At 67.5% G+C, this 19065-nt stretch carries 17 protein-coding genes and 4 tRNA genes; 2 read left to right on the top strand and 19 right to left on the bottom strand.

The annotated features are described in order from the left end of the window. Window positions 1-26: 26 nt before the first annotated feature. Together ABIA73_RS14115 and ABIA73_RS14110 are read right to left on the bottom strand one after the other, a co-directional pair. A tRNA-Gly gene (locus ABIA73_RS14115) sits at window positions 27-102 on the bottom strand. Between the two features lie 153 nt (window positions 103-255). Then, window positions 256-331 (bottom strand) — tRNA-Gly (locus tag ABIA73_RS14110). A gap of 74 nt (window positions 332-405) precedes the next feature. Here ABIA73_RS14110 and ABIA73_RS14105 point away from each other — a divergent pair. Beyond that, on the top strand, window positions 406-858 hold the full coding sequence (locus ABIA73_RS14105; protein ID WP_025875186.1) for a hypothetical protein: 453 nt from the start codon (window positions 406-408) through the stop codon (window positions 856-858). A gap of 12 nt (window positions 859-870) precedes the next feature. Here ABIA73_RS14105 and ABIA73_RS14100 read toward each other — a convergent pair whose 3' ends face one another. From ABIA73_RS14100 to ABIA73_RS14085, 4 genes are read right to left on the bottom strand one after another with little or no spacing between them, the layout of a single operon-like run. After that, window positions 871-1782: an HlyD family secretion protein gene (locus tag ABIA73_RS14100; RefSeq protein ID WP_025875188.1), complete on the bottom strand. Its 912-nt coding sequence runs from the start codon at window positions 1780-1782 to the stop codon at window positions 871-873. Then, window positions 1779-2507 (bottom strand): ABC transporter ATP-binding protein, encoded by a 729-nt coding sequence (locus tag ABIA73_RS14095; RefSeq protein ID WP_354275942.1) that lies wholly within the window; start codon window positions 2505-2507, stop codon window positions 1779-1781. The genes ABIA73_RS14100 and ABIA73_RS14095 overlap by 4 nt, the downstream gene beginning before the upstream one ends. Before the next feature lie 10 nt (window positions 2508-2517). Beyond that, window positions 2518-3657, bottom strand: coding sequence for an ABC transporter permease (locus ABIA73_RS14090; RefSeq protein ID WP_354275941.1), 1140 nt, complete (start codon window positions 3655-3657; stop codon window positions 2518-2520). Continuing rightward, window positions 3654-5150, bottom strand: coding sequence for a TolC family protein (locus tag ABIA73_RS14085; protein ID WP_502960551.1), 1497 nt, complete (start codon window positions 5148-5150; stop codon window positions 3654-3656). The genes ABIA73_RS14090 and ABIA73_RS14085 overlap by 4 nt, the downstream gene beginning before the upstream one ends. A gap of 161 nt (window positions 5151-5311) precedes the next feature. Between ABIA73_RS14085 and ABIA73_RS14080 the strand changes: the two genes are divergently transcribed. Continuing rightward, on the top strand, window positions 5312-5659 hold the full coding sequence (locus ABIA73_RS14080; protein ID WP_354275940.1) for a hypothetical protein: 348 nt from the start codon (window positions 5312-5314) through the stop codon (window positions 5657-5659). 79 nt (window positions 5660-5738) lie between these two features. Here ABIA73_RS14080 and ABIA73_RS14075 read toward each other — a convergent pair. The 13 genes from ABIA73_RS14075 to ABIA73_RS14015 all read right to left on the bottom strand — a co-directional run bounded on the left by ABIA73_RS14075 (window position 5739) and on the right by ABIA73_RS14015 (window position 18998). After that, window positions 5739-5814, bottom strand: a tRNA-Gly gene (locus tag ABIA73_RS14075). A gap of 105 nt (window positions 5815-5919) precedes the next feature. Continuing rightward, window positions 5920-7026 (bottom strand): NAD(P)/FAD-dependent oxidoreductase, encoded by a 1107-nt coding sequence (locus ABIA73_RS14070; protein WP_354275939.1) that lies wholly within the window; start codon window positions 7024-7026, stop codon window positions 5920-5922. Between the two features lie 138 nt (window positions 7027-7164). Further along, a tRNA-Gly gene (locus ABIA73_RS14065) sits at window positions 7165-7240 on the bottom strand. A 262-nt stretch (window positions 7241-7502) separates the two neighbouring features. Then, window positions 7503-8129, bottom strand: a complete 627-nt coding sequence (gene pgsA / locus ABIA73_RS14060; protein ID WP_025875200.1) for a CDP-diacylglycerol--glycerol-3-phosphate 3-phosphatidyltransferase — start codon at window positions 8127-8129, stop codon at window positions 7503-7505. Between the two features lie 17 nt (window positions 8130-8146). Beyond that, a complete protein-coding gene (gene uvrC / locus ABIA73_RS14055) occupies window positions 8147-9991 on the bottom strand; it encodes an excinuclease ABC subunit UvrC (RefSeq protein ID WP_354275938.1) in 1845 nt (614 codons plus the stop codon). After that, entirely contained in the window at window positions 9988-11400 is a 1413-nt protein-coding gene (locus ABIA73_RS14050; RefSeq protein WP_032975725.1) for a nhl repeat protein, read from the bottom strand. Before ABIA73_RS14050 ends, uvrC begins: the two co-directional genes overlap by 4 nt. Beyond that, window positions 11397-11885, bottom strand: coding sequence for a low molecular weight protein-tyrosine-phosphatase (locus tag ABIA73_RS14045; RefSeq protein WP_025875211.1), 489 nt, complete (start codon window positions 11883-11885; stop codon window positions 11397-11399). The genes ABIA73_RS14050 and ABIA73_RS14045 overlap by 4 nt, the downstream gene beginning before the upstream one ends. Further along, complete coding sequence (gene kdsB / locus ABIA73_RS14040; protein WP_025875212.1) at window positions 11882-12655, bottom strand: 3-deoxy-manno-octulosonate cytidylyltransferase; 774 nt, start codon at window positions 12653-12655, stop codon at window positions 11882-11884. Before kdsB ends, ABIA73_RS14045 begins: the two co-directional genes overlap by 4 nt. Window positions 12656-12730: 75 nt before the next feature. Continuing rightward, window positions 12731-13750, bottom strand: a complete 1020-nt coding sequence (lpxK, locus tag ABIA73_RS14035) for a tetraacyldisaccharide 4'-kinase (RefSeq protein ID WP_025875213.1) — start codon at window positions 13748-13750, stop codon at window positions 12731-12733. Then, window positions 13750-15498, bottom strand: coding sequence for a lipid A export permease/ATP-binding protein MsbA (gene msbA, locus ABIA73_RS14030; protein ID WP_025875215.1), 1749 nt, complete (start codon window positions 15496-15498; stop codon window positions 13750-13752). Before msbA ends, lpxK begins: the two co-directional genes overlap by 1 nt. Continuing rightward, window positions 15495-15917 carry an ExbD/TolR family protein gene (locus ABIA73_RS14025; RefSeq protein ID WP_025875217.1) on the bottom strand — a complete coding sequence of 141 codons (423 nt, stop codon included), beginning with the start codon at window positions 15915-15917 and terminating at the stop codon, window positions 15495-15497. The genes msbA and ABIA73_RS14025 overlap by 4 nt, the downstream gene beginning before the upstream one ends. Before the next feature lie 3 nt (window positions 15918-15920). After that, window positions 15921-16583, bottom strand: a complete 663-nt coding sequence (locus ABIA73_RS14020; protein ID WP_025875219.1) for a MotA/TolQ/ExbB proton channel family protein — start codon at window positions 16581-16583, stop codon at window positions 15921-15923. Between the two features lie 3 nt (window positions 16584-16586). Continuing rightward, a complete protein-coding gene (locus ABIA73_RS14015; protein WP_354275937.1) occupies window positions 16587-18998 on the bottom strand; it encodes a DNA internalization-related competence protein ComEC/Rec2 in 2412 nt (803 codons plus the stop codon). Window positions 18999-19065: the final 67 nt, after the last annotated feature.

Below are 19065 nucleotides of genomic sequence, written 5' to 3'. Positions count from 1 at the left end.
ACCCCGCGATGGGGCCTGTCGGAACATGGAGCGGGAAACGAGACTCGAACTCGCGACCTCAACCTTGGCAAGGTTGCGCTCTACCAACTGAGCTATTCCCGCATAAGCCGTATGGTACCGGAAGCCCGGGACACACACCAGCCATTTCACAACAGTTTTCACTTTTCTGACTGCGCGAAGAGCCTTGTGGCTCAACGTGCCCCGCCTTGCCGTGGCGGGAGAAAAACAAGGCCCCAACCGGGGCCCTGTGCAATCTGGAGCGGGAAACGAGACTCGAACTCGCGACCTCAACCTTGGCAAGGTTGCGCTCTACCAACTGAGCTATTCCCGCAGAATCTCCGACCTGCGTCGAAGGAGCGCTATTGTGTCCAAATTCCTTCACGCCGTCAACAGTCCGCAGCACCGATGAACCCGCCCACGAGACCTCGTTTCGCCCGCCTGTGCTGGAGCCTTGTCGCCCTGGCCTGGCTTGCGGTGATTGCTGCACTGATCAATGCAGGCTTCACCCCGGACTACTGGATGCTGCGCCACTTCGAAGGCGCAACCCTGCCCTACCCCACCGGCGCGGTCATCCAGTTCGCTGTACTGGCCGGAGCGGAACTGGTGGTCACCGTGCTGATCGTGCGTCCCTGGAAACCAGGGCGCGTGTGGTTGCGGCTGCTGATCGCCCTGGTGCTGCTGCTGGCCTGGTCGTTCCCGTGGCTGGCCGCCGCCCTGCACCAGGCGCCGGTGCAGGGAATGCACCTGCTGTGGCTGCTGCTTCTGGATGTGGGATTGCTGCTGGCGCTGTGTATGTTGTCGCTGGCCAGTACGTGGCGGGCGTTGACCGGGAAACAGACCCGACGCGCACACCCCTAGCGAAGCACGCCCCTACCTGTGGAACTCCACCCGCACATGCTGGCCGACGCGCGCCTTGGCGGCGCTCTCGAATTCCAGCACGCACTCCACCACCTTGGCCACGCCGCGCCCTGCGTCTTCGGGCAATCGTGCCTGCGCGAACACCGGGCTGATGCGGACCACACGTGCCACCGGCAGTGGCTTGCCCTCTGCACCATCGCTATCGATCACCACCGTCGCACGCATGCCAACCTGCACGGCATCGGCGTAGGCCGCACTCAGCTCGGCACGCACCTGCAACGGTCGAGCCGGCAACAGTGACATCGCCGGCTTGCCGGCCTGCACGAACGCACCCACGCCCGGTACCTGGCCGACCACGGTGCCGGCGTCCGGTGCGGTCAGCGACATCTGTCGCAGCTTGAGCCTGGCGTGCTCCAGCTTGTGCTGGGCCAGGTCGACCTGCGCTCCGGCCACATCCACATCGGCGCGGACGCCGGCCAGCTGCTGCCTGGCTGCGTCGGCCTGCTGGCTGGACGACACGCCTTCACTGGCGCCGGTGGCGAGGCGGGTGGCGTTGCGCTCCAGTTCGCGCAGCTGCGCCTGGCTGCCCTTCAGCCGATCGGTGGCCAGCGCGAGATCGGCATTGGCCATGCCCACCTCCTGTTCAAGCAGTGCGCCATCCAGGGTGAGCAGGACATCGCCCTTGCGCACCACCGCTCCTTCCTTCACCGGCGCGGTGCTGACGGCGCCATCCATCGCTGGCACCAGTGCAATCAGCCCGCCTTCCACATCGATGATGCCGCGCGCGACGGCGACGTTGTCCGCGCTGGCGGCCGTGGCAGCGGTCGGCTGCGCGGGTACGGGTGCATCCTTGCTGCAGGCACCCAGCAGCAATGCCGCGCCCAAGGAGAAGCTGAGGGAGAACAACGGCGGCATTCTGGTCATGGGCTGGGCTCTACGGTTTCGTTCTGGCGGCGGTCATCGCGGACCGTGCCGTCTTCCATGGCGATCACCCGATCCGCGTGGCGGATCAGGCGTGGATCGTGGCTTACACACAACACCGTGGCCTGATGCGCGCGTGCATAGCGGTGCAGGATGTCGATCACGCGCTGGCCGTTCTCGGCGTCCAGTGCGCTGGTGGGTTCGTCGGCGAAGATCAGCGTTGGTGACTTGGCGAACGCACGGGCGACGGCTACGCGCTGCTTCTCGCCGCCGGACAGCTGTGCCGGGCGCATGTGGCTGCGGTGCGAGAGGCCGACTTCGTCCAGCGCCTGCAGCGCCAACGGTTCGCTGTCGCGGTTGCGCATGCCGCGATAGCCCAACGGCAGCTGCACCTGCTCCAGCGCCGTCAGCGCCGGGAACAGGTTGAAGCCCTGGAACACGAAACCGACGTGGTGCAGACGGAAGCGCTCCACCTCGCTGCGGGTCATGTGGCTGACGTCCTGGCCAAGCGCATGCACGCGACCGCCATCAGGCGTTGAGAGCCCGGACATCAGCGACAGCAGCGTGCTCTTGCCGCACCCGGAGGGGCCCGATACCAAGGTCAATTCGCCGGGATAGATGTCCAGCGACAGGCCACGCAGCACGGGCACATGCACATCGCCGGACACGAAGCCCTTTTCGAGCGCGTCGGCACGCAGGGTCGGGATTGCGATGGGAGCATTCGTCATCGGTGGCCCCTCAACGCAACAGCAGCGATGGATCGGAACGGACGACGCTGCGCACCGCCATGATGCTCGACAGCATGGCCATCACCGCGACCAGCGCCACGCAGCCAAGAACCACCATCGGCGTGAGCTGTACCGGTACGCGCTGGGTCTGCGCGGCCATCAGCACCACCGCGCTGAAGGCTGCGGCCAGCAGCATGCCGACACCACCGATCAGCACGGCCTGTTCGAACACCACACGGGCCAGCGCGTAGCGACCTGCGCCGAGCGCATTGAGGGTGGCGTACTCGCGAACCGACCCGGCCACCACTGCGGCAAATGACTGGTTGGTGATCACCGCGCCGACGAAGCAGACAATGACCGCCATGAACAGCACTGCGATGCCGGCGCCGGTATCGAACAGCCAGTACTGCTGCGAACGACTGGCGAACTCCGGCGCTGTCCAGAACTCGACGGGTGTGGCGCGGCCCGTCGATGCACTGAGGCGATCGCGCACGCGCGCGGCCAGCTCCGGTGAGCGCGTGCCCGCCACGAAATAGGTGCTGCCTTCATGCGGATCGGTTCCGGCGATGGCACGCGCGGTATCCAAAGACGCCAGCACGTTGACGCCGCCAAGGCCACGCAGGCCAGGTTGCGCGGCAACCACACGCACGGCCTTGCCATTGATCCACGCGCGGTTGCGGTGCAGATCGACGCCCAGCGTATCCAGGTCCGCGCTGTCGACGATCACCGCACCGGGTTCGCGCAACCGGGCACGCAGATCGGGCGACAGGATGTGCGAGAACATCATCGCGTCGCCTGCCGTGGAGATGCCGGACAGATAGACCGACACGTTGCCGGCACCCTGTGCGCTGGAGCGCCACTCGCCATCGACCCACTCGTAGGGTTCGACGCGGGTGACATCCGGGTCCATCCGCAGGCGATTCTCTACATCCGCACTGATCGCATGACCGTAGTTCACGCTCTGCGTGCCGGCAAAGCCCGCCCAGACATCGGCGCTGGACGCCTTCACGTAGATCGCGGCGGTGCCGAAGATGCCCAGCACCAGCGCCGCCTGCACGATCAGCAGCACGCCGGCGAAACACATGGCCAGCACTACCGGCAGGAAACGGCGCCACTCGTAAACCAGGGTCTTGCGGGCAAGCGCGATCATTGCGCGTCGCCTTCAGGCTCGGCTGGCAAGGGAGCACCGCCCACTGCGCGATAGAGCGACGCGAATGCAAGTACGCGAGCACCCTGCGCGCCGATCAGGTCGGCCTGCGCGGACAGCGCGGCACGCTGGGTTTCCAACCCGTCGAACTCACTGGAAAGACCAAGCTGCACCTGCCGGGCCTGTCGTACGACCTGCTGCCGGGCTGCTTCGTCGGCCACCTGCAGCGACTGGATGCTGCTGTCCTGGCGGGCCAGGCTGCCCAGTGCACCCTCCACTTCCGCCACGCCCTGCAGCACTGCCTTGCGATACCCCAGCAAGGCTGCATCCAGCTGCTTGTCGTCGGATTGATAGCGCGCGCGACGTTGGCCCCAATCCCACAGAGGGATATCGATGTAGGGACCGATCGATGGGCTGGAATCAGAGTTGGAGCGAGCGTTCTGGGTCAGGTTGTAGGCGTACAGGATGGAACCGCCCAGACTCAGTTTCGGGAACATCGACGCGCGCGCACTGCCCTTTTCGGCGGCAGCCTGCAGCACATCGGCCTCGGCCAGCAGGATCTGCGGGCGATGGCGCAGCAGATCGGCCGGCACCTGCTGCAGGGTGAAGGCGCTCAACTGCGGTGGCGTGCGGTAGGCATTCCAGGCCGGATCCGGACCATCGCGACCCAGCAGCAGCGCCAACGCGCGCGAGGCGTTGCCCGCGTTTTCATTCGCCTGTGCAATGGCCGCGCGCGTGGCCGCCCGCCGCGCGCGCAGGCGATCCAGTTCACCGGGCTCGTCCAGATGCAGGCGCTGCCGCACCAGGCCCAGTTGCTCGCCACGTGCGTCAACGGCCTGCTGCCTGCCCAGCAGATCCACCTGCGCCTGCGCGACGGAAAGATCCAGGTAGCTGCGCACCACATCAGCGATGACCGCCACCTGTGCCGCATCGCGCAGTGCTTCGGCATTTCCGTTGGCCGCCTGCGCGCCTAGACGGGCACTCTCCGCTGCGCCGAACAGGCCAAGATCCCAGATCGCTTCGACGCCTGCGTGGAAATAGGTGTCGACCGCGGCGGCGTCCTGCACCTGCTTGGCACTGGCGGAGATTTCCGGACGGAAGCGCGCATCGGAGGTGCCCGACATCAGGCGTACCGCCTGCAACCGCAGGGTGGCCTGGCGCAGGTCCAGATTGCCGGCAACGGCCTCTTCCACCAGCGCGTTCAAGCGCGCATCGGCCAGCACCTTCCACCACTGCCGCGCATCGACCGCTACGCCCTGCCCTGCCGCGGTCTGACTCCACACTGCTGGTACGCGATCAGGCAGATCGGGAACCGGCACCGACATGCAGCCCACCAGCATCATGCTGGTCAGCAGCGCCCAGGTACCCAGGACGATGCGTGGGACGACGGCATACCTGCGCGCGAACGCTGCCGGGAAAGTGATGCGACTGGCCACCCGCCCGCCTTCGTGGAGAGAGAAGCCGAGGAGGCTACGCCGCGATTGTGGAGTGGACATGGAGAATCGGTCGGAGGTGCGTTACAGCGCGTGTGCGGTGCATGCATTGCGAACCCTCGGCCTTTCCACAGCCTTTCATCGGCGCCGCCAAGCTGAACGCTGGACTGTCCGCGGGCGCTGCGGCACAGTGTCCTGAACGCTTCCACTGGCAGGCAATACGCTTGAAATCCGCCCTTCGCCGCACGCTCGGCATCTCCGCGACTGTGCTCATCGTGGGCACGACGGCGATCTGCCTGACCACTCCGTTGGCGTCGAACGCGGCCATGCTGCTGATGGACCGCAGCAACTTCATTCCCGCGCAGTCGTCGATCTTTTCCTTCGAGCCCTACGTGATCAACGAGGGCTCGTCGAACTACTGGTTGTACGGCCAGGACCGGAACTACTACTACCACTTCACCTACCAGGCCGACGCCCCGTATCTGTACATCACGCGGAAGAACGCCTGCGCCGGCTTCGATCGTGCGGACGTGCGAACCTGGTGCGGTGCGGGCCGAGGCAGCCCGCGCTAGCGCAATCGCAATCGCAATCGCAATCCCTTGCCGGTGCGCAAACGAAAAACGCCCCCTTGCGGGAGCGTTTTTCTGAATCTGGAGCGGGAAACGAGACTCGAACTCGCGACCTCAACCTTGGCAAGGTTGCGCTCTACCAACTGAGCTATTCCCGCAGATTCCGTTCGACCTGCGTCGAAGGAGCGCTATTGTGTCGGGATTGCTGCACGGCGTCAACAGGATTCTGCTGCCCCCTCATGAAGCAGCGTTCAGCTTCAGGATCACATCCGCACGCCCCGCCGATGGAAGTAGATCTGCTCGGCCAGGCGGCGCATCGGGCCGGTACGCAGCAGCGCATTGACTGGCCAGTCCCGCTGCAGGTGGTCCATTGCCCAGCGCAGCATGCGCTTGCGGTGAAAGGTGGGGGCGGCCTGACGCGCCACCTGCTCTGCGGCCGGCCCCTTGCCGCGCCGGTGCAACCCGATCGCATCACCGACCGCCCAGCCATGCCGCCATGACGAGTGGATGCCGCCGGCCGACAGCGGCGAGACGACACCTGCCGCATCACCGGTCAGGATCACGCCCGGCGCAGTGATCGGGCCATCCGGCAACCCGCAGGGCACCAGGCCCGCGCGGGTGCCGGCAACCTGGGCCGAGTGCGGAAGTCCCACAACGTCGCGCACGTGTTCAAGGAATCCCTCGATATCCGGCGCGCGTGCATGTGCGGGATCATGCCGCAGCGCCAATCCCACCTGCACGCCGGTGGGATTCTGCGCGGCCCAGCCGATGTAGCCGGGTGCGAACCGGCGGCTGACAAAGCAGTGCAAGGCATCGCCTTGCGGCAGCTGCACGCCGGCAAACTCGCGCTCGACGCCATACAGATTGTCGCGCACCTGGCCCAGGCCGGTACGCTGGGCAACACGTGATCGTGCGCCATCAGCGCCGACCAGATAGGCCGTGCGCCCCACCCCTTCAACCTGCCACGCGTCGCCGTCGCGGCAGGCGTCGGTGAACGACTGCTGCAGCCGCAGGTCCACGCCACTGGCGCGCAGTTCGCTGGCCAGCCAGCGCATCAGGTTCGGCGTATCGGTGATGAGGAAGTAGTAACCCGGTGCGGTCAGCAGCACGTTGTGCAGGTTCGGCGCATACAGGCGCACGCGTGCGACGCGTTGCACGAGATGATCGGGCATGCGCCCCAGCCAGGTCTGTTCCATCGCCTCCTTCACCACGATACCGGTGGTGTGCAGGCGTTCGCCAGGGTCGGCCTTGCGCTCGAGCACGCAGACGCGCAGGCCGTACTGAGCGGCGGCAAGTGCGCAGGCGGCACCACCAAAGCTGGCGCCGACGATGACCACGTCGTAGTCGTTGGCAGGGGGAGTGTGAGGCATCGCGGCATCACCTTGCTGGATCCGGGAGTACAGCGTGGGATCGGCAGATGGTGAGGCGATGGAGTGGCGGTGAAGTGGGGATGAAGCCGCTCCGGCCAAACGAAAAACGCCCCCTTTCGGGAGCGTTTTTCTTGAATCTGGAGCGGGAAACGAGACTCGAACTCGCGACCTCAACCTTGGCAAGGTTGCGCTCTACCAACTGAGCTATTCCCGCTTGGGAGGCGAAATTCTACCTGTTCTGCGCAACGCGTCAAGGCCTTTTTTTCAGGCAGATCGAGAGGTCATGGAATGCGTCATCCACGCATGGCGTGGATCTACCGCAGGCCACATTCCAGGCGATCCACGCCATGCGTGGATGAGGGATCCCGCGAAGCCCCACACAGGGCACGCATGCCCAGTAGATCCACGCCATGCGTGGATGATGGCAGCGATGGGGTCAGAGCCCTTTCCTGCGGAAAGGGATCCGACCCCGGTGCTCAGTTGCCCAGCTTCTTCTGCCGCGAACGCTCGCGCGCGGCGCGCTCGTCGTCACGCAGGCTGGGCCAGGCGGCGTGCAGGTACTGCAGGCCCGACCACAGGGTCAGCACCGCGGCAATGGCCAGGGTCCAGTCACCGATATGGAATACCGGCGGGCCCATCCAGATGTCGTCGACCGGAACGTTCGGCGCCACCGAATACAGCAGGCACAGCAGCGCGACCATCTGCGCGGTGGTCTTGACCTTGCCGATCATCGCCACCCGCACCTTGGCACGCTGGCCGAGTTCGGCCATCCACTCGCGCAGCGCCGACACCGCGATCTCGCGGCCGACGATCACCGCCGCCCAGAACGCCATCCACGGGGTCGGATGACCCTGCACGATGAGGAACAGGGCCACCGCCACCATCAGCTTGTCCGCCACCGGGTCGAGGAAGGCGCCGAACGCCGACTCCAGGCCGTAACGACGCGCGATCCAGCCATCGAGCCAGTCGGTGATCGCGGCCAGGCCGAAGATCGCCGCCGATGCGAAGTTGGTCCAGGTGTAGGGCAGGTAGAACACCAGCACCAGCACCGGGATCATCACGATCCGCAACAGGGTCAGCCAGGTGGGCAGGGTCAACGTCATGCGGCTTTATTCTCTCTCTACTCGGCCGGATCCGGCGCGGCCAACCCGTGCAGGTTAGCGTAGATGCGCGCTGCGAGGGCGTCATTGATGCCTTCGACCTTGGCAATTTCCGCTTCTCCGGCTGCTTTCAGGCCGACCAGACCGCCAAAATGCTTCAGCAGGCTGGCGCGCCGTCGCGGCCCGATGCCGGGGATGTCTTCCAGTTTGCTGGTCATCCGGGCCTTCTGCCGGCGCCCGCGATGGCCGGTGATGGCGAAGCGGTGCGCTTCATCGCGCACCTGCTGGATGAACTGCAGGGCGGGATCGGCCGCACCCGGGCGCAGTTCGCGGCCATCGGGCATCACCAGCGCTTCGTGCCCGGCACGGCGTTCCACGCCTTTGGCCACACCCACCAGCAGCACGTCTTCCACGCCCAGATCGGCCAACGCCGCCTGGGCCTGTGCAAGCTGGCCGGCGCCACCGTCGATCAGCAGCACATCCGGCAGCACGCCCTGCTCCTCCACCGCGCGGCGGAAGCGGCGGTCGATCGCCTGGCGCATCGCGGCGTAGTCATCGCCCGGCTCGATGCCACTGATGTTGAAGCGGCGGTACTGCGCGCGCACCGGGCCGGCCGCATCGAACACCACACAGGAGGCCACGGTGGCTTCGCCCATGGTGTGGCTGATATCGAAGCACTCCACCCGCTTTACCGGTTCGGCCAGCCCCAGCATCACCCGCAGCGCTTCGCTGCGCGCGTGCTGCGCGGTGCGGCTGTTGATCTCGGTGGCCAGGGTCAACTGTGCGTTGCGGCTGGCCAGTTCCAGGTAGCCGGCGCGCTCGCCGCGGACGTTCCATTTCAACTGCACCTTGCGCTCGGCCGAGGCCGACAGCGCAGAACCGATCAGATCGGCATCGGGAATTTCGCGGTCAAGCAGGATCTCGCGCGGCGGCTCGAATTCGATGTAGTACTGCGAGACAAAGGCCGCCAGCACTTCATCCGGGCTTTCCTCGCCGTTGGTGCGGGGAAAGAACGGGCGGGTGCCCAGGTTGCGGCCATCACGGAAGGCCAGCAGCATCACGCAGGCCTGCGAGCCCTGCATGGCCACCGCCAGTACGTCGAGGTCGGCCGCGCGGCCGTCCACGTACTGGCGGGTCTGCATGCTGCGCAATGAAGTAATCAGATCGCGCAGTCGCGCGGCCTGCTCGAATTCCAGCGCTTCGCTGGCCAACTGCATCTGCTCGCCGAGCTCCCGGGTCAGCTCATCGCTCTTGCCTTCCAGGAACATCGCCGCGCGGCGCACCGACTCGGCGTAGTCCGCTGCCGGCACCAGTTCCACGCACGGCGCGCTGCAGCGTCCGATCTGATACTGCAGGCAGGGCCGCGAGCGGTTACGGAACACGCTGTCTTCGCAGCTGCGCAGCTTGAACAGCTTGTGCATCAGGTTCAGCGTCTCGCGCACTGCGGTGACGCCGGGATACGGCCCGAAATAGCGCCCGGGAATGGCACGCGGGCCACGATGCAGGGCGATGCGCGGCCAGTCTTCGCGGGTCAGCAGCACATGCGGATAGGTCTTGTCGTCGCGCAGGGACACGTTGTAGCGCGGCGACAGCGACTTGATCAGCTGGTTTTCCAGCAGCAGCGCTTCGGCTTCCGAGCGCGTTACGGTCACATCCATGCGCACGATCTGCGAGAGCATCGACATGATGCGCGCGTTCTTCGGACTGCCGTTGAAATAGCTGCCCACGCGGTTGCGCAGCGCGCGGGCCTTGCCGACGTACAACAGCGTGTCGTCGGCCGCGTACATGCGGTACACGCCCGGGGCGGTACTCAGCTGGGCCGCGAATGCCTTGCCATCGAAGGTCGGGACAGGAACAACGGTCATTCGCTGATCGGCACTTCGCTGAGCACGCCGCTGTCAGGGTCCAGGCGCAGTACGGTGTGGGAATCGGTTTCGGCGATCCACACCGCGCCGGCACCGACGGCCAGGCCGGCCGGGCCATGCAGGCGCCGCGGCAAGGGCTGGGTGGTCAGTTCGCCGCCGCCCAGGCGCAACGTGCGCAGGCGGCCATTGCCGGTATCGGCGATCCACAACAACGGGGCATCCGGGCTCAATGCGATCGCCTGCGGGAACTGCAGGCTGGCCTGCGCACGCGGGCCATCGTCCTCGCCGAAACGCCAGGTGCCCTGCCCGACCAGGGTCTGCACCAGGTCACCGCGCAACTGCAATGAACGGATCGAAGAGCCCAGCGCATCGGCCACGTACAGCACCTGCTGGACCACGGCCACGGCGGTGGGCTGGGCGAACGCGGCCAGATGGCCACTGCCATCGCGCTCGTCGATGGCGCCGCTGCCGGCGCGCCACTGCAGGCTGCGCTGGCCGAGGTGGTAACTCCAGATGCGGTTGTCGCCGGCCATGGCGATGTGCAGCTGGTTTTCGGCGATGGCCAGGCCCACCGGATGATCCAGCGACACCTGCCGTGGCTGCGTCACCGGCCCTTCCACGGGGGCGCCCGGACGGCCGTTGCCGCACAGGGTGTCGACCAGCCCGGTCAGCAGGTTGATGCGGCGCACCGCATGATTGCCGGTGTCGGCCACGTACAGCGACTCGCGCTCCAGCGCCAGCGCCTGCGGCCGGTGGAAAGCGGCTTCGGCGAGGTTGCCGTCCATGAAGTCGGCGGTACCCAAGCCGAACTGACGCAGCACGCGGCCGCCATGACTGCATTCCAGGATGCGGTGGTGGCCGCTGTCGGCGATGTACAACCGTTCCTGGTTCACCGCCAGACCCATCGGGAATCGCAGCGCCTGGCGCGGTTCGGGGTGCAGCTCGCTGCCGCCACGCGAAGGGGCTGACGGCGCACCCTCGCAGAGGGCATTCAGGGCCCGCTCCAGCTCGCCGGGCACGCCCTGGCCGATCAAGCGCTGCTGTTCGCGACCCTGCGCGTCCAGCAGCACCATGGTCGGCCAGGCGCTGACGCCGAAGCGGCGCCAGCCATCCCAATCGGCATCAAGCAGCACCGGCATGGTCAGGCCCTGGCGGCGCAGCAGTTTCAGCGCAGCCGTGGCATCACGCTCGAAGTCGAAGCGCGGCACCTGCAGCACCAGAGGTTGCAGCTTGCCGGGGTGGCGTGACAGCCACTGGCTGAACTCGGCCAGCCGTTGCGCGCTCCATGCGGAAGCCGCGTTGACGAACAACAGCGCGACCGGCCGGCCACGCAGTTCGGTCAGGGTGCAGGGCGCGGCATTGAGCCAGGCGGCGAACTCGGGCAGGTCCGGGACGGGCTGGATGTTCATGACCCGATTATGCCGGAGTCGGCGTGATGCAACAGGCGTGCCACGGTGCGTTCGGCAGCAGCGTCGACCAGCGACCAGACCTGTTCGAAATGATCGCTGCCACCGGTATAGGGATCGGGAATCGCACGTTCGCCCTGCCCGCCCGACCACGGCAGGTACAGCGCCAGGCGCTCGCGCTGGGTGGCAGTGGCGAGGCGTGCGGCGTCACGCAGGTTGGCCTCGTCGGCGCACAGGATCCAGTCGAAAGCGTCGAAGTCCTGCCGCTGCAACTGCCGCGCGCGCAGGCCGCCAAGGTCCACCCCGTGTCCGGCCGCGCATGCAATGGCACGCCGGTCGGGTGGCTGGCCCACGTGCCAGTCGCCGGTACCGGCCGAATCGACCTGTACCCGCCCAGCCAGCGCCGAGGCATCCAGGCGGGCACGCAGCGCGCCTTCGGCCATCGGCGAGCGGCAGATGTTGCCGAGGCAGACGACCAGCAGCCTCATCGCGCGGCCATCGCCTGCAGCAGCGTTTCGGCGCGCTGCAGATCTTCAGGGGTGTCGATGCCCGGCGGGAAGGGTTCGGGCGAGATCGCCACGGCAATCGGGTAGCCCGCTTCCAGCACGCGCAACTGCTCCAGCGATTCCACCTGTTCCAGCGTGCCCGGCCGCATCGAGGCGAACTGCTGCAGGAAACCGGCACGGTAGCCATAGATGCCGATGTGGCGCAGCCACTGATGGCCTTCGGGCAGGGTGTCGCGGCTGCGGGCGAAGCCATCGCGATGCCAGGCGATGGGCGCACGGCTGAAGTACAGGGCCTCGTTGCGCACGTTGCGCACCAGCTTGACCACGTTGGGGTCGAACAACGTGTGGGCATCCTCGACCGGCGTGGCCAGGGTCGACATCGGTGCGCTGCCCGCCACCAGTGCCTCGGCCACGGCGCGGATGCCGGCAGCCGGCGCGAACGGTTCATCGCCCTGCAGGTTGACCACCACGGTGTCATCGGACCAGCCCGCGATGCGCGCGCACTCGGCCAGGCGATCGGTACCCGAGGCATGCGAAGCAGCGGTCATCGCCACTTTCACTTCCGCCAGGCCGGACAATGCGTCGGCAATGCGCTGGTCGTCGGTCGCGACCCATACCTCACCTGCGCCGGCCTGCAGCGCGCGGCGGGCCACATGCAGCACCATGGGCTCTCCGCCCAGCAGGCGCAGCGGCTTGCCCGGCAGCCGCGAAGCGGCATAGCGGGCCGGGATGGCAACAACGAAGTCGGTCATGCGGGCGGTACTCGGCAGGCGCGATACAGCAGGAATGCGGCCGGCGGCGTCCATTTGCAAGCGCCGCACGGCCCCTCAGTTCGGTCGCAGCTTGTCCAGGCGATCGGTCAACGCGATCCAGAAAGCAGCAGGCATCTCGGCACGCAGCGGCACCGCGTACTGCCAGTCATTGGCGAACGCGCGGCACTTCACGGCATCCTTTTCGGTCATCAGCACCGGCAACTGGCTGCCAAAGGACAGATCCTGCGGCTGGTAGGCATGATGGTCGGCGAAGGCGTGCGGCACCACGCCGATCGCACGCGCGCGCAGCATGTCGAAGAAGCGTTGCGGATGGGCGATGCCGGCCACGGCATGCACGCGCTGGCCCGCGAAGTACGAAAGGGGACGTGCGCGCCCGCCGGCCAGCGGCTGTGCACTGTCGATGTGCAGGGCCATCGGCCATTGGCCGAAGCCACAGGCCTGGGCAGCCGCCGCTCCATCCGCCTGGCCCAGGTTGACCACCCGGAAATCGCATTCCGCTGCGCGGCTGACCGGCTCGCGCAGCGGGCCGGCGGGAATCATCCGGCCATTGCCATAGCGGCGCTGGGCATCAACCACCTCGATCTCGATGTCGCGCGCCAGCCGGTAGTGCTGCAGGCCGTCATCGCAGACGATCACGTCGCAGCCGGCGGCGATCAGCGCCTTGCCCGCTGCCACGCGGTCACTGTCCACGCGTACCGGCACGCCGGTTTTCCAGGCGATCAGCACCGGCTCGTCGCCCCCCAGGGCGGTCGGCGTATCGGCTTCCACCCAACGTGCCTTGTCCGCTTGCTCACGGCCGTAGCCGCGGCTGGCGACACCGGGCTTCCAGCCTGCGGCCCGCAGGCGCTCGACCAGGGCGATGGTCAGCGGCGTCTTGCCGGTGCCGCCGGCGGTGATGTTGCCAACCACGATGACCGGCACCGCCAGCGCATGGCGCTTGCGCCAGCCACGCCGGTACAGGCGCCGGCGCAGCGCGGTGACACCGGCATACAGCGGCGCCAGCAGTCGCATCGGCCACGGAGCCGGGCTGCCGTCGTACCAGTACGGCGGGGTCTGGGTACCTTTGCCCGCCATCAGTCCTGCCTTTCGCGGAACTGCATGTTGTGCAGGTGCTGGTACAGGCCGCCCATCGACAGCAGCTCTTGGTGGGTGCCGCGTTCAACGATGCGGCCATGGTCCATCACCAGCACCTGGTCGGCATGCTCGATGGTCGACAGGCGATGCGCGATCACCAGCGTGGTGCGCTCGGGCATCAAGCGCTGCAGCGCATCCTGCACCAGGCGCTCGGATTCGTTGTCCAGCGCCGCGGTGGCCTCGTCCAGGATCAGGATCGGTGCGTCGCGCAGGATCGCGCGGGCGATCGCCAGGCGCTGGCGCTGGCCGCCGGACAGCAGCGCGCCATTCTCGCCTACCGGCGTCTGCAACTGCTGCGGCATGCGTGCGATGAACTCCCAGGCATTGGCCGCCTCGGCAGCTGCACGGATCTGCTCGTCGGTGGCATCCATGCCGTAGGCGATGTTGGCCGCGATGGTGTCGTCGAACAGCATGACCTTCTGGCCGACGATGGCCACCTGCCGGCGCAGATCGGCCAACGGATACTCATCCAGGGCAACGCCGTCGAGCAGGATGCGGCCACCGTTGGGTTCGTAGAAGCGCGGCACCAGCCGGATCAGGCTGGTCTTGCCGCTGCCGGAACGACCGACGATGGCGGTGACCGTGCCCGGCCTGGCAACGAAGCTGATGTCGTCCAGGGCGATGCCACTGTCTTCACGGTAACGCAGCATGACGTGCTCGAAGGCCAGTTCGCCGCGTACGCGCTGCACCGCGTGCTTGCCCTCGTCGCGCTCGACCGGCATGTCGATGATGCCGAACAGGCGCTCGGCCGCAGCCACACCGCGCGAGATCGAAGTCTGCACGCTGGTCAGCCGCCGCAGCGACGGAATGATGGCCATCATCGACGTCATCAGGCCCATGAACTGGCCCGCATTGAGCTTGCCGGCCAGTGCCTCGCGGGTGGACACCCAGACGATGACTGCCAGCGCCAGCGCCGCCAGGAACTGGACCACGCTGGAGGCCGCCGCGCGGGTCACTTCCACCTTCATGTTCAGCGCCAGCATGCGGTTGGCCAGGCGCGAGTAGCGCGAGATCTCGTGCTGCTGGGTGCCATGCACCTTCACTTCCTGCTGCGCGGCCAGCGACTGCTCGGCGGTCTGCGCCATGGTGCCCATGCCGTCCTGGATGCCGCGGCTGATGCGCCGGTAGCGCTTGCCCACGTAGGACACGATCACGCCGATCAGCGGCACCACCACCAGCATCGCCAGGGTCACCTTGACGCTCATCTGCAGCATCACCGCCAGCATGGCGATGATGGTCAGGGTATCGGCCACCACGGTCTTCAGCGCGTCGGCACTGGCCTGGGTGACCTGTTCGGTGTCGAAGTTCAGGCGGCTGACCATCACCGGCGTCGCCTCGGCATCGAAATGCGAGGACGGCAGGTGCAGGTACTTCTGCAGCACCTGTTCACGCAGGTCGCGGACCACGCTGCGGCCGGTCTTGGCCAGCGTGTAGTCGCTGACCCAGGTGGCCACGCTGCGCATCAGGAACAGGCCGAGAATGGTCAGCGGCAGGATCACCGCCATGCGCGGCTCGGGGTTGACGAACCCGCGGTTGACCAGCGGCTCCATCAGCTTGGTGAAGTGATAGCCGGCCAGGGCTTCGACCACCATGGCGATGACCGCGCCGATCATGAACACCCAGTAGGTGCGGGTATAGCCCAGCAGTCGTTTGTAGATCGGCCACACTGGCGCGTGATGGGAACTCATGGACGCACCTCTGGCGCTGTTGCAATGGCGATACGGCGGAAGCCGAGCTGGCCCAGCGCGTCCTGCGCGGTGACCACGGCCTGATAGGGAGTGCGCGCGTCGGCACGCAGCAGCACGGTCTGTTCGCGGTCGCTGCCGGCGACGGCCGCAATGGTCTGCTTGACCGACTCGACGTCGCTGCGCAGCACTTCCTGATCGTTGACGAAGTAGCGGCCGTCAGCGTTGATCAGCACGCTCAGCGAGCGCGGCGGCTCGTTGGTCTGCTGCTGGCTGGCGGTCGGCAGCTGCACCTGCAGGGTCGAACGCGCGTCGAAGGTGGTGGTGACCACGAAGAAGATGATCAGCACCAGGATGACGTCGATCAGCGGCACCAGGTCGATATGCGGCTCATCCTGGGACCGGTCGTTGCCGATACGCATCGATCAGGCCTTTGCCGTAGCGGCGGAAGACGCGCGCGCAGCGGGGGCCGGGGTCATCACCCCGGGGCGACCGTCCAGCGTATCCAGCAGCGCGCTGGCTTCCTGCTCCATCTCCACCACGTAGCCGTGGATGCGGCCCTTGAAGAAGCGGTGGAACATCAGCGCCGGGATCGCCACGATCATGCCGGTGGCGGTGCACACCAGTGCCTTGCCGATACCGCCGGCAAGCTGGTTCACATCACCCACGCCGTGGTCGAGGATGCCCAGGAACATCTGGATCATGCCGACCACGGTGCCCAGCAGGCCCAGCAACGGGCCGGCCGAGGCGATGGTGCCCAGCGCGTTGAGGAAACGCTCCATGCGGTGCACCAGATGGCGACCGGTGTCCTCGATGCGCTCGCGGATCTGGTCGCGCGGGCGGTTGCGCGCTTCCAGCGCGGCGGCCAGCAGGGCACCCAACGGTGAATTGGCACGCAGGGTCTGCAGGTGCGCCGGGTCCAGCTTGCCGCGCGCGGCCCAGTTGCGGACCTCCTGGCCCAGGCCAGGCGGCAGCACCTCGTTACGCCGCAAGGACCAGAAACGCTCCAGGACGATCGCCAAAGCCAGTACGCCCAACAGCAGCAGCGGCACCATCGGCCAGCCACCGGCCTTGACCAGTTCCCACACGTTTCAACCCTCCGGCCCAGCGGCCGCTTGTTCGATCGGCGATAGGATAGCAGCCGACCGAGCTCGCCCAGCGGCATCCCACCACCGGGCGGCGTGGATACGCTGTTCACGCAGCTGCAGGCCTTGTGCGCCAAGCCATACGCGGATCGCGCCCGACTCGGCGGTGGACAGCACTTCGGCGCCCGCCGCCTGCCAGCGCCGCACCACGTCACGTTTCGGGTGGCCAAAGTGGTTCCGGTGCCCGGCCGAGACCAGCGCCAGCCGCGGCGCCACCGCCTTCACCCAGTCCGGCGTGGAACTGCCTCCGCTGCCGTGATGGGGCACCAGCACCACGTCCGCACGCAGCATATCGGCAGCGCCCGCCAGCAGCGCCTGCTCGCCTTGCCGGCCGATGTCACCGGGCAGCAGCACTACCCCGTGCGCGCCAGCAACCCGCAGCACGCAACTGGCTTCGTTGTCGGCGCCCTTCCCGCCAAAGGCAGGGAACGCGGCGGGCGGATGCAGCACCTGGAAATCGACCCCGTCCCATTGCCAGCGCAGGCCCTGTTGGCAGCTGCCGGTCGTGGCAATCGCACTGCCCGGTGGAGCCAGGACGTGCAGTCCCGGCAGTTGCTGGCGCAGCGCGGCGAGGTTGCCGCTGTGGTCCAGGTGGTCGTGACTGATCATCAGCTGTGCCGGCGGCTCCTGTCCCAACGCCCGCAACGTCGGCAGCAGCATCCGCTCCTCGCCCCCGCTGCCGGCTGGCGGGCCGACGTCATACCAGAGTGCGTGCCGGGCGGTCCGCAGCAGCACCGCCGCGCCCTGGCCGACATCGTGCACCACCAGTTCCAGCTCACCCTGCTGCGGCCCCGACCGTGCCGGCCACAGCAACGGCAGGCACAGCAGAGAACCGGCAAGCCCGGCCCCGGCACCGCGTGGCAACAGCCACCAGAACACCCCCAGCAAGGCCGCCGGCAACGCCCAGGCCGGCCCCTGCGCCAGCCACCACATCGCCTGGGGGTGCTCGGCCAAGGGTTGCAGCAGCTGCCAACTGGCCTCGAACACCCAGGCAGCCGTGCGCCAAGGCCACTGCCCTGCCCCGGTGCGCAGGGCCTCCAGAGCGGTTCCCAGCAGAGCCAGAGGCACCACCAGCAGGCTCCACAGTGGAATGATCGGCAGGTTCACCAGCGGCCCCAGCCGTGCGCTGCCACCGAACAGTGCCACCGCCAGCGGCAGCAGAGCGACGCTGGCCACCCCCTGCCCTGCCAGAGCGCCGCGCAGCATCGCGGCGAACCCCTTCGGCCGCCCCTGCGGCAGGCACCACAGCAACCACAGCACCCCACCGAAACTGAGCCAGAAGCCCGCAGACAGCACCGACAGCGGTGCCGGCAGCAGCATCGCCAGCGCGGCCAGCGCCAGCCCCTGCGCTACCGTCACAGGACGGCGGGCAACGCGCGCCAGGGCCAGCACCGCGATCATCAGCGCAGTACGCACGGTCGGCAGCTCGCTGCCTGCAACAACGGCATAGCCGGCTGCTGCCGCCGCCGCCGCACAGGCCGCCGCCTGCGGTCGTGGCCAGAACCGGGCAAGCCCCGGCCAGGATCGCCAGAGCGCAGAACACAGCAATGCGGCGAAGCCCGCGACCAGGCCGACATGGAAGCCGGAGATGGCGATCAGGTGGGTCAGGCCCAGCGCGCGCAGCTGCGCCCAATCGACGTCGGACATGCCACGCGTATCGCCCAGTGCCAAGGCCTGGATGAACCGCGCCGACGGGTATGCGATCTGCCTGGCAATGGCGGCACTGGTGCGCTCGCGCCACGCAGGTAGGCCATGCGCAGGACGCAGCTGTCGCGTGGAATTCGAATCGCGCACGCTGGCGTTCCCTGCCAGCCCACGCAGCAGCGCTTGCCGCTCGCCATCGAAGCCCCCCGGGTTGATGCGTGAACGTGGCGGTCGCACGCGCAGCGACAGCTGCCAGTCAGCTCCGGCGTGCAGGTGATGTCTCTGATCAACCTCGGCCTCGGTCGGCCCACCGCGTGGCGCGTGCCAGAGCACCTGCAGCCGCTTTCCACGCAGCGTCGGCATCGCATCGGACGCATCCACCCGGAACTCGAAGCGGGTGTATGCAGGCGTTTCCTTCGGCAGATCGATGACCTGCCCCCGGACAAGTACATCCTGCGCGGCAGAACCGGCCGGCAGCTGCGTCTGCATTGCCCAATACCCGTGGCAGCAAGTCCAGGCCAAGCCGAACAGCAACACAGCCGCCGCGCGTCCGCGCCAGCGCAACACCCAGCCCAACGCGGCCACGACGGTCGCCGCAACAGAAGCCCACAGCGGTGGCAAAACCGGCAACAACACGCAGACCAACGCACCGGCAACCAGAGCGGCAGCGCACGCGGGGCCAAACAGGGGCGACAAGGTCCGATCGGCAGCCATCGACACAGCGTGCCGAGGCGCGGCCTCACCCAACCATCAGGCAACGCCGTGCAGCGTTGTCAGCGCC

The organism is Stenotrophomonas sp. 2694 (assembly GCF_040548715.1).
Classification (GTDB): Bacteria; Pseudomonadota; Gammaproteobacteria; order Xanthomonadales; family Xanthomonadaceae; genus Stenotrophomonas; species Stenotrophomonas indicatrix.
This window is presented reverse-complemented; position numbering and strand designations above follow the sequence as displayed.